At 45.6% G+C, this 9,284-nt stretch carries 13 protein-coding genes and 1 pseudogene; all 14 read right to left on the minus strand.

From position 1 onward, the window contains the following. Positions 1-42 precede the first annotated feature (42 nt). A complete protein-coding gene (locus K6Y21_RS16100) occupies positions 43-648 on the minus strand; it encodes a Crp/Fnr family transcriptional regulator (RefSeq protein WP_233072911.1) in 606 nt (201 codons plus the stop codon). Positions 649-657: 9 nt separating this feature from the next. Continuing rightward, on the minus strand, positions 658-1,365 hold the full coding sequence (locus K6Y21_RS16105) for a hypothetical protein (RefSeq protein WP_233072912.1): 708 nt from the start codon (positions 1,363-1,365) through the stop codon (positions 658-660). A 141-nt stretch (positions 1,366-1,506) separates the two neighbouring features. Next, entirely contained in the window at positions 1,507-1,926 is a 420-nt protein-coding gene (locus K6Y21_RS16110) for a hypothetical protein (protein ID WP_233072913.1), read from the minus strand. A gap of 101 nt (positions 1,927-2,027) precedes the next feature. Next, entirely contained in the window at positions 2,028-2,417 is a 390-nt protein-coding gene (locus K6Y21_RS16115; protein WP_233072914.1) for a hypothetical protein, read from the minus strand. A gap of 128 nt (positions 2,418-2,545) precedes the next feature. Then, positions 2,546-3,052: a GNAT family N-acetyltransferase gene (locus tag K6Y21_RS16120; protein ID WP_233072915.1), complete on the minus strand. Its 507-nt coding sequence runs from the start codon at positions 3,050-3,052 to the stop codon at positions 2,546-2,548. A gap of 79 nt (positions 3,053-3,131) precedes the next feature. Then, positions 3,132-3,596 (minus strand): OsmC family protein, encoded by a 465-nt coding sequence (locus tag K6Y21_RS16125; protein ID WP_233072916.1) that lies wholly within the window; start codon positions 3,594-3,596, stop codon positions 3,132-3,134. Positions 3,597-3,794: 198 nt separating this feature from the next. Next, a complete protein-coding gene (locus K6Y21_RS16130; protein WP_233072917.1) occupies positions 3,795-4,271 on the minus strand; it encodes a GNAT family N-acetyltransferase in 477 nt (158 codons plus the stop codon). A 72-nt stretch (positions 4,272-4,343) separates the two neighbouring features. Then, positions 4,344-4,751, minus strand: a complete 408-nt coding sequence (locus K6Y21_RS16135; protein ID WP_233072918.1) for a GNAT family N-acetyltransferase — start codon at positions 4,749-4,751, stop codon at positions 4,344-4,346. A 144-nt stretch (positions 4,752-4,895) separates the two neighbouring features. After that, positions 4,896-5,474, minus strand: coding sequence for a YdcF family protein (locus tag K6Y21_RS16140; RefSeq protein WP_233072919.1), 579 nt, complete (start codon positions 5,472-5,474; stop codon positions 4,896-4,898). Between the two features lie 114 nt (positions 5,475-5,588). Beyond that, a complete protein-coding gene (locus tag K6Y21_RS16145) occupies positions 5,589-6,698 on the minus strand; it encodes a GNAT family N-acetyltransferase (RefSeq protein ID WP_233072920.1) in 1,110 nt (369 codons plus the stop codon). A gap of 186 nt (positions 6,699-6,884) precedes the next feature. After that, on the minus strand, positions 6,885-7,484 hold the full coding sequence (locus tag K6Y21_RS16150; RefSeq protein ID WP_233072921.1) for a PepSY domain-containing protein: 600 nt from the start codon (positions 7,482-7,484) through the stop codon (positions 6,885-6,887). Positions 7,485-7,574: 90 nt separating this feature from the next. Continuing rightward, a complete protein-coding gene (locus K6Y21_RS16155; RefSeq protein ID WP_233072922.1) occupies positions 7,575-8,063 on the minus strand; it encodes a hypothetical protein in 489 nt (162 codons plus the stop codon). 223 nt (positions 8,064-8,286) lie between these two features. Next, positions 8,287-8,775, minus strand: a complete 489-nt coding sequence (locus K6Y21_RS16160; protein WP_233072923.1) for a DUF2314 domain-containing protein — start codon at positions 8,773-8,775, stop codon at positions 8,287-8,289. Between the two features lie 163 nt (positions 8,776-8,938). After that, positions 8,939-9,148 (minus strand): annotated as a pseudogene (locus tag K6Y21_RS21485) (GNAT family N-acetyltransferase); the annotation flags it as partial. Between the last annotated feature and the right edge of the window lie 136 nt (positions 9,149-9,284).

Below are 9,284 nucleotides of genomic sequence, written 5' to 3' on the forward strand. Positions count from 1 at the left end.
CCCCAACAAGGCATTTACATAGGTTGATAATCCAAATAAAAACTATAAATTTTTGCGAATTCGGCTTAATTGAGTGGGCGTGATACCCAGGTGGGAAGCAATATGATATTGCGGCAGTCGATCAACCAAGCTGGTGTGCCCTGCCACAAACCGCAAATAACGCTCGGTGGCATCCTCTTGTACTATTTCGATTTCTCTCACATCCTTGGCCAGCAACCAGTTGCGCTCCAGATAATGAATTTGAAATAACTTTAAATCATCCCGCGCCATCATCAGCTGCCGATAGGCCGCGAAATCGATTTCAATCACAACACTGTCTTCTATCGCTTCAAAGCTAAGCCGAGAAGGAGCCGAGGTTAACAGCGCCGTCATCGAGCCGGGAAAAGTGCCCTCAGCAAAAAAATTCTTATTATATTCATTGCCCTTATCATCAATAACATAACCTCTGATGAGCCCCTTAACGACATAACTGTAAGAACGAGGGACATCACCAGCACGATAGAGCAATCCATGCTTAGGGATTGGGTGACAATGACTAATGACCAAAAAATCCTGCCACGTGGACTCACTAATCGGCCAGTAAGCATCAAGTGATTGACGCAGCGCCTGCAAGGCTGATTGCTCATCAACGCTAGGGTTTGAATTCATCTTTGGATCCTAGACGCGGGCTTGTAAAAATTTTGCCGCCGCCGCGATGCCGGCATCCAAATCCCAACCTGGGATCACCGCTTCTAACAACTCTTGGCTTAAGTTTGCATCCGCAGCCACCAGCGCCTTCAATGCCTCATCGCTCGGTGGCTGGCCATTTAGCCCGGGGGCATCCAAACAAAACTCTCTGAGTAAATCTAGCTCGTTGATACTACAAGCCCTCAGTAGATTAACGCCGGTAAAGCCATCGTCTTTGTCGTATTGTGCTCGTTGCCAACACGCACCGTCCCAACCATAAACAAAGCCAATCCAATCAAAAGGTAAAGGATCTAAATCAAATCCCCACCACGCTGGGGCCCCTCGCAGCAAATCGGTTTCAGGCTCATCAAAATACTGCGCAGCAGCGCCATAATAAGTGTCACTGTATTCGTGGTCGTGACCCAATAACACCATCTGATCCTTGGCTTTAAAGCGCAAACTAGCCCAATTGCCACCGCCATCGTGATAATGCCATTGGCGCTCACTCGCATAGACTTCCTGCCCCCAGCCTCGCGCCGCCATCACAGCCGCAAAAGCCGCCCAACCGCCTCGCAAGGCTTTGGGGCTAGGTATATCAACCGTCACTAAGGGGGCAGCTTGAGATTTACCCAATACCGAGCGCACATTAGCCAGCAAAGTGCCTAAAATACCTAACTTAACAAATTGTCTTCGCTGCATACTGACTCCTGTCGCGCATCGCCCAAAGCGAAAATAAATGCAAACAATAATGATGGCCGCTTCAATTAGACATCAGACAAATATCAAACAAGTGAGCGTCATGCAATTTTAATCAGTGGCCTATGCCCTTCGCATCTCTCCCTAAGGCAAATCAAAACAGCGAAAACTTGCGGGGTTAATAGCGCCAATCTCATTGAGCTCAAAGGTTAAAAAACGGCTGGAGCACTCTTCTCCTTGCCAAGGTTTACAGTGCGAAAAGGACATAGAGCAAGTATTTTGATAACAGCCATAACTCAATTGGTTGCTGCGGCTGGCTGCATTAAATTCAAGTAAGGAAGACACCACGGCTCCCACCGTTTTCACGGGTTTTCCTTCACAGCCATAGTGCTCATCCAAAATACCCACTTCAGCATGGGCCAACAATTGCTCCAGCAACTGGCTTTGATCTACTGAGCTCGGCTTATCACTGACGTAATAAAGCCAAACTCCCGCACTGCCCACACTCACGCCAAGGGCAAGTAGCAAGCCTAGTAGGCAACCAAGCTTTATTCTTTGCTTCATCTTTTCCCTGCCAGCTTAAAGCCTGCACTGTTAAAGCACGGCTTTTGGTAATAGTTTGTTCTTAAAACCAAATACCCTCAGTTTCGGGTTAACCTTGTTATTTATTGAGCAAATAACTTAGTTAGCAGCATTTGACCGCCGCAAAACACCAGCCCCATCACCATCGCTAGCGGCCAATAACCCAGCCACTGAATAGGTAGGCCTGAAGGATCTGCTGGCAACAGCCACAAACTCGCAATCCACAGCAAGGCTAAGGTGATGCCAATAAAGCCAGCATGAATCACACGCGAACTCGCTTTAAATTGCAACATCAGCCCCCCCTGTAACAAATACGGAGCGCCATAAAACAACACACCAGAAATAACCAGCCCTAGCCAACTGGCTTGATTATGCTGCCCCGTCACCATGACATAAGTGGCCACTATTAACGCAAAAAGCACGGGGAGCACGAAATACTTAGCGCTCAATGTTAATCTATTATTCGTATCCATAACGACTATCTCTCGCCTTCACTCAAGCTACCAATAAATCCCCTTTATCAATAACAAAAACCGCGCTAAAAGCGCGCTTTGCAAAGATGTTTACCCAGAGGTTTATCAACCAATACTCGCTCAGAATATTAGTTTGTCGCCCAAAACGCGGGATGGTAACTCACCAAACCTTGCGGCTGCTCACCTTGTAAAACCAGTGCGAGAAAATACTCTGGCGGCACATCGGCGAGTTCAAGTCCAGCCAGCGGCTTAAAACCAAATCGCGTATAAAAGCCCGGGTCTCCGAGCAACACACAGCCGCCCGCCGCCATTTTTTTCAGCTCATCAATGGCTGCCTGCATCAGCAATGAGCCCACGCCTTGGCCTTGTTGCTCAGGCAGCACAGAAATGGGCCCTAAACCATACCAACCCTCACTGCCATCAGAAATAGACACAGGCGATAACGCCACATGACCGATGATCTTGCCCTCTTGTTCGGCCACCAGCGACCTTGTCAGCGCCCCAGCCTCCCGCAGCCCTTTAACAATAAATTGCTCGGTATGCTCTGAATGCGGTGCATTGGCAAAAGCGGCTATCGTGACGTCGTGAATACTGGCGATGTCACCTATTTGTTCTGCTCGAATACTTATACTCAACTGAATGTCTCCTTGGGAACTAACTCATTGCTAGCAGTTTTACCGAGCCCAGAAACAAGGCTAGCTTAAATGCTCTGGCTCAAACTTGGATTTCGGTCACGACCTCGGTGGTCACCGAGTTAGCAATAAAGCACTGCTCGTGTGCTTGATGGTGCATCTCTGCTAATTGCGCCATGCTTGGCTGCTCACCAGCAAACTGCACATACGGTTTTAAGGTCACCTTGGTCATGGCTATTTTGCCGTTTGGCCCTTTTTCCATCACGCCCACAGCATTATCGACATAAGAATCCACCACAAACTTATTCTTGGCTGCAATCGATAAAAAGAACAGCATATGACAACTAGATAAAGACGCGACAAAAGCCTCTTCGGGATCCACATTTGCCTCAACCGAATAAGGCAAAGGCACAACATGTGGCGAGGACGAAGCCGCGATGACGGCACCGCCATCAAAATGCCATTCGTGGCCTCGATTGTATTTATGATCCAGATAGCCCTCATCACTCGCTCTTTGCCATACTATTTTGGCACCGTAATGTGACATTCAAACTCCTTTTCCCTGAGAGACACCTTGCTACCTATCTTATGTTGAAGCGACTTAACTGCAACGTGTTAATTAGTCACAACGCGCCAGAAATCCTTATAGCTTATGATAAAAAGGCACACGGTTCGCTAATCACGACCAATAGATAAACATTATTCTAAACAAATATATAGCAAAAAATGAGTTTGTTTCTATACGCTATAACATAAATTGAAACTGACCATTTTTTGCTTCAAAGCCCAGCTTTTTAAACAAGGCTTGAGAAGGCAAATTTCTATCCTCTATATCGGCATACAGAGTGTCAATGCCTAAGCATTTTGCGTGACTAAACAATAAGCTAAGCGCTTCGGACATATACCCTTGTCGCCAATAACGGGAATTGAGCAAACAGCCAACCTCACACGCTTGCCCACCGTCACTAAAACCGTGCAAACCACACGTGCCAATCACTTTCTTAGTCGCCAGCTCCATGATCGCCCATTCCAATGACTCACCAGATTCTTCTAAACGAGCAACACTCTCAAGCATTTGTGTCATCATATCCTTGCTGCTAAATACAGCATCAGAAGCGAACTCCATCGTTTGACTATCACCATATATTTCAAAAAGATCGTCAATATCTTGATCATGAATCGCTCTCAAAGAAACTCGGCTTCCTAGTAAAGTTGGCTTCATTTCGCCCCCCACTATTATCAATGTGCGTTTCATCACTGACCCGCAAATACCCAATACCTATCCAAATACAGCTTAATGCTCGGTGCCTGCATATACCCACATAGGCTCGGTTTTACCCGCCCGTTCAAAACCTAAGGCTTGATAAAACGCAATCGCCTCGCCGTCGGCTGTTAACATTTGCTGATGAAAGCCTTGATAGACGCCTTGCATGGCTTGCATCATTTTTCTTCCTATCCCCTTACCTTGATGGCTCGGAAGTACCAGCATATGTGGATAATAAACAACAAGATGGCCATCGGAAATCGCATTACCTAAGCCAACTAGCTCACCCTTGATCCGCGCCGTCACCAAGGTGTGCGAGTTTAACAGCGCAGGCATAAGCTGCTCGGGCTTGTCGGCAGAAGACCAGCCATTGGCTCGGTAAAGCGCGATCACTTCCGCGGCTTCGATGGCGCCATTTAATTCAATCTCAATACTCATTTCTAATTTGACCCCAACAAGCAATAACACCCAAATTAATCATATAGCGGCAAAGGTACCTACGACATCGTCAGAATATTTACCTCAAGCACCTAACTATCTAAATTTGGATTGTTGAAAACGAAGACATAAATCCTTTCTTTGCTATAGCCACTTACTTAGCTGATAGCCCATATAGTAATACGCTTCAGAACATAACAAACTCAATTTAACCCTCAAGCTTTTATATCTACTTGTCTGCGTTGGCGAAGGTGCCGCCTTAACCCCCACATCATCAGCTATCATCATGGCCCGTTTCATATGAAGTGGGTCACTAACCAGCAGTACAAACTGAATCTGATTTTCAGCCATCAAGTCTGCCGCAAAGCGTAAATTTTCTGATGTAAACCTTGATGTTTCTTCAACTAGGATAGCATCACTCGCCACCCCATGTTTTATGGCATATTCCATGGCAACAGCCGCCTCCGATAGGCTATCCCCCTCACCAACGCCGCCCGTAAAAACCAATTTTTCAACTTGCTTAGCATGGTACAACTTGATCGCGTGCTTAATTCTTTGTTCAAAAACAGGAGAAGGCCGACCATCCCAAACCGCAGCACCTAGCACTAATGCCGCCTGCGCTGGCTGCAAAGACGAATGAAGGGAATACCAATAAATAGATGACATCACATAAGCGGGGTAAGCCAGCACCATAACCAAAAGAATGATCGATATTTTCTTCACTATCATCGCCCCTTATTGTATTTATAACGGCCAGCATCAACTGGCAACATTCCCGTTATGGCGAACATGCGAGTCGGGCTCCGCTATTTGTGAGCAGTTGTTATGTCACATGTATTAGAACACGACTAGCAAGGGCATAACACCAAGGCTCAACGCCCCCCAAACATATTTATTCCAATCCCATAAGCGCTTGCCATTAAACGAACTAAATGGGAAAAACGGCAATACCAGATCCAACATCAGCAAGCCAGTGCCAATCGATAACGCCGTTTCAAAGCTGGGTAACCACTGGCTAGGCAAGGCATTAAAACTAATTAGTCCACCAATAAGCCAGACTACCGCCAGTAAACAAATCGAAGAAGATAAAGCCATCACCCCCAAATGCTTGATGTGCTCATTATATTTCCAACTATCTCCACGCGGATACAAAGAGCCTGGCGCAACTAGGCTGCCACCAAATAGCAAGGCAATAAAAAATGACAAAGATAAGCCCGACTCCCACATCCTTAATTCGCATTTCAGCTGGTGCAGCCAAGCAATACAAGCCATCGCGCCATAGCGGATAACATAAAAAGCACTAAAGCAAACAACTAAGGTGAGCACGTTCGTCATGGCAAGGAATTCTTCGCTACCTAGACGCCACGACACTAGGCTAAAAATGGCCACGTGCGCCACGATGATAAACAGCAGCTCAAACAAGGTTTGAGCTTTACTAAGGTGGTTAACTTCAGCCACTCGACTCGACTTCGACCACATGAAATGACCGATATCGAAAAAGTGATAGCTATGAAACCAGATCCTCAAACAATTTACGCCATAGGTTTTAAGCTGTTGCCATAGAGATAATCGTCTAAAACCATTGGTCACAAACAACTTACTTGAGCCCGTGTTATCGCCTTCAACACATGCAAATATTTCGGTGCAACCCTCGTGCTCTAAATGCTTTACCCCTGCCAAAGCCAACGCATGGCCAATGCCTTGCCCCGAATGTTTTGGCGCACAAAAAATCAAGGACACCAAGCCCGCTTTAATTTGCTTAGGTAAAAAGAACACTTTGAGGATGATACCGCCAATCACTTCACCATTTCGCTCAGCAACGAATACCCTGCCCGATAATGAAAAAAACAATCTCATCAAAAATGGAAACGCGTCTTTCATGATGGATTTAACTTGTTCTTTCTCTCCAGCTTCCATGGCGCGGATTTTATAACTCTCGGCACTCATTTGGCTTCCTCCCTGCCTACCACTACATCACCTTGCTTGATCCCATAGCCAAGTAAACGTACTCGGATCTGAAATCCAGCGCTAGCAAGAGGCATTATTAACAGAATAAACGGCCAACGTTCACCTCTAATCCAGTAATAAACACCATTCAATATTTTGCCGAGAATAGCAATAGTTCAGATCAGGTTAACCCTTGTTTTTTATATAAATTCTAATTCCTAACACGGTAAGCGAAATGAGCAACACCAGCCCCAGCACACCCAAGACTTGATTAATTTCCTTAATAGGCGTCCATTGCAGATAATGAATTCGATACATCAGATTGATCAGCTGAGTGTCTTGCCCCATTTGCATTAGCTTGAGATTTTGCCAATCAAGTTTAATTTCAATTCCCGTATTCGTCACCGCGCCATTTTCGTTCACTTCCACTCGATTTCCATAACGCGAATGGTTAACGGTAACAGCATCTTCGATGAGCTTTTTAAGCTCGGCAGTCGTAGGGGGGGATTTTTCAACAAATGAGACAGGATCAAGGTGCTTCACCTTGCCCTCGATAGTCACCAGCAGGTGATGGCCTAATACCGACCTGAGTAGCCTTGCTTCTTGCCATGTCGAATCAGGGCTAATAATTAATGGAATCTCAAGGGGATAGGTTTTCACTGGCAGCTGCTCATAGGCACCTTGGTAACCGGGTTTGATAAAAAAAATCATCCCGGTAATGGTCCAACCCAGCATCGGCAATATTAAAACCAACCCGATGATTTTGTGTATCTTTCTACTGCTCATTAGCTAAGTTCTTTTGAAAAACGCTATATTATCAAAAATAACCAGTAAGCAGAGTTCATTTGACGCTGAGCAACCACAGCGTTCACTTGTTTAGTTGGCGATAAGTCGCTCCACTCGGGCTGTAAGTAAACTCGCCCCCTTGCTTCGAAAATACGCTAACAATGCCTCTAAATAAAACCTTTCTTCAACGTATACAACGTCTTTGCTATCGTAACCTAAATATATTTCCAGCCACCCTTGCGCGATGAACTCACCTTTGACTTCTTTATCGTATTCATCCAGATCATCAGGATAGATAAGGCCATAATAACCGTCATCTCCTCCAAACCCGACACCACGCTCGGCAAAATCGACGAGCTGGGTGTCACTTGGCCAATCGTGACTTAAAAGAATCGCTACCGCTTGCGTGTTATTCATATAAATTAATTTTGCCTCTATATGTTCATTACATTCATTAAGCCCTGACAGCGCCCGCAGCTGCGGGAGATTTGGAGCACAGCGGAAAGGCGTTCCGACAGCCTGAGCTTGATAAATGTTTGTGCTAAGCACATGCTCTGCAATTGTAAAAACAGCAGACATTGCCTGGCCTCATTGTGGATAGTCATTTGGGGCTACCTCAATTTCTCACACCTCAAGGTTAGTATTGCGCTTTCATTTGCACTTTGCCCCTGCCAATATAATTACGGTTTTTTACGCGATAACACCAAAGCCATCTTGCATCAAATTCAGCTCTACGAGCCATAGTTCCTAGAGACTTTTAACGCCTTAGGCGTTAGGTTGCTGCAACGAACTAGGTGCGAACTTACTCCGAAATTGGTTCGTACGATGAAATCCCGATGTATTCATCATATTCAGCCTTGGCCTGTTCACCAGCAAGAGAGTTTCTAGTGACACGGATGGTGTAAGCACCTTGAACGTGGCCATTGGTATTTACCATCCAGTCGAATACATCCTCAGCATCAAAGCCAAGGCGCTCCCCGACCTGATGCCACTGACTCAAACTGTCTGGTACCTCAAAGAAAACACCTGAAAGGAAGTTCTCTTCTTCATGGTAATACACATCAGTAAGCCATAGATACAGAAGCTGGTCTTCGCCTAACTTTTCCGAGAGCTCTGGGTCACGAAAGCGCAACTTGACCATAAAAGTACTCTCACCTCTAGCTCTGACCAATTCAATAAACTGAGGCATGGAACTGGCTGCCATAGAGTGAGCTTTCTGCACGGTGAGATCGTTACTGTTTACAGTTCTGAATTTTGGCTCCTTTGGCACTTCGGCACTGACTGTACTCATGAGAAATATCCCTATCAAAAGTATTATTTGTTTCAAAGTGAGATCCTTGGGCGGCTAACGCCGCCACTATCATCCGACGACGACCAGAGCGCTTTTGAGGCTAAACTGGCGCTTGCGCCAAGCCCAAAAAACAAGACGTAAGGAGGTCGGTTGGATAGCTTTGTTAGCGGCATGCTGGAGAGTACTCCATACAAACTTTATCTAGACCTTCTTTATAACCATCTTTTATAGTTTTATGAATAGCGAACCCTTGCTTTTCATAAAAAGCCTGTGTGTGTTGAGAAGTATCTATTTTAACTGGCAGCTCGCTATACTCTCGTGAAATGCGGTTAAGGCGGTATTCAACTAGTTCACTTCCGAAGCCTTGACCATGTAATTCCCGTGACGTGGTTTAATTGATACGACTAACCCAGTTAAGACATAATTGATTTAACTGGAGATTGAAATGACAACACGTAAAACCTATTCAAAAGAATTCAAACTTGATGCCATTGCACTGGTACGAGAGC

Origin of the sequence: Motilimonas eburnea, assembly GCF_021295345.1 — a bacterium.
In the GTDB taxonomy this organism is placed as follows: domain Bacteria; phylum Pseudomonadota; class Gammaproteobacteria; order Enterobacterales; family CBDFNC01; genus Motilimonas; species Motilimonas eburnea.

Coding starts and splice junctions, on each gene's coding strand:
- K6Y21_RS16100 (WP_233072911.1), bottom strand. CDS start 648: ATGAATTCAAACCCTAGCGTTGATGAGCAATCAGCCTTGCAGGCGCTG.
- K6Y21_RS16105 (WP_233072912.1), bottom strand. CDS start 1,365: ATGCAGCGAAGACAATTTGTTAAGTTAGGTATTTTAGGCACTTTGCTG.
- K6Y21_RS16110 (WP_233072913.1), bottom strand. CDS start 1,926: ATGAAGCAAAGAATAAAGCTTGGTTGCCTACTAGGCTTGCTACTTGCC.
- K6Y21_RS16115 (WP_233072914.1), bottom strand. CDS start 2,417: ATGGATACGAATAATAGATTAACATTGAGCGCTAAGTATTTCGTGCTC.
- K6Y21_RS16125 (WP_233072916.1), bottom strand. CDS start 3,596: ATGTCACATTACGGTGCCAAAATAGTATGGCAAAGAGCGAGTGATGAG.
- K6Y21_RS16130 (WP_233072917.1), bottom strand. CDS start 4,271: ATGAAGCCAACTTTACTAGGAAGCCGAGTTTCTTTGAGAGCGATTCAT.
- K6Y21_RS16135 (WP_233072918.1), bottom strand. CDS start 4,751: ATGAGTATTGAGATTGAATTAAATGGCGCCATCGAAGCCGCGGAAGTG.
- K6Y21_RS16145 (WP_233072920.1), bottom strand. CDS start 6,698: ATGAGTGCCGAGAGTTATAAAATCCGCGCCATGGAAGCTGGAGAGAAA.
- K6Y21_RS16150 (WP_233072921.1), bottom strand. CDS start 7,484: ATGAGCAGTAGAAAGATACACAAAATCATCGGGTTGGTTTTAATATTG.
- K6Y21_RS16155 (WP_233072922.1), bottom strand. CDS start 8,063: ATGTCTGCTGTTTTTACAATTGCAGAGCATGTGCTTAGCACAAACATT.
- K6Y21_RS16160 (WP_233072923.1), bottom strand. CDS start 8,775: ATGAGTACAGTCAGTGCCGAAGTGCCAAAGGAGCCAAAATTCAGAACT.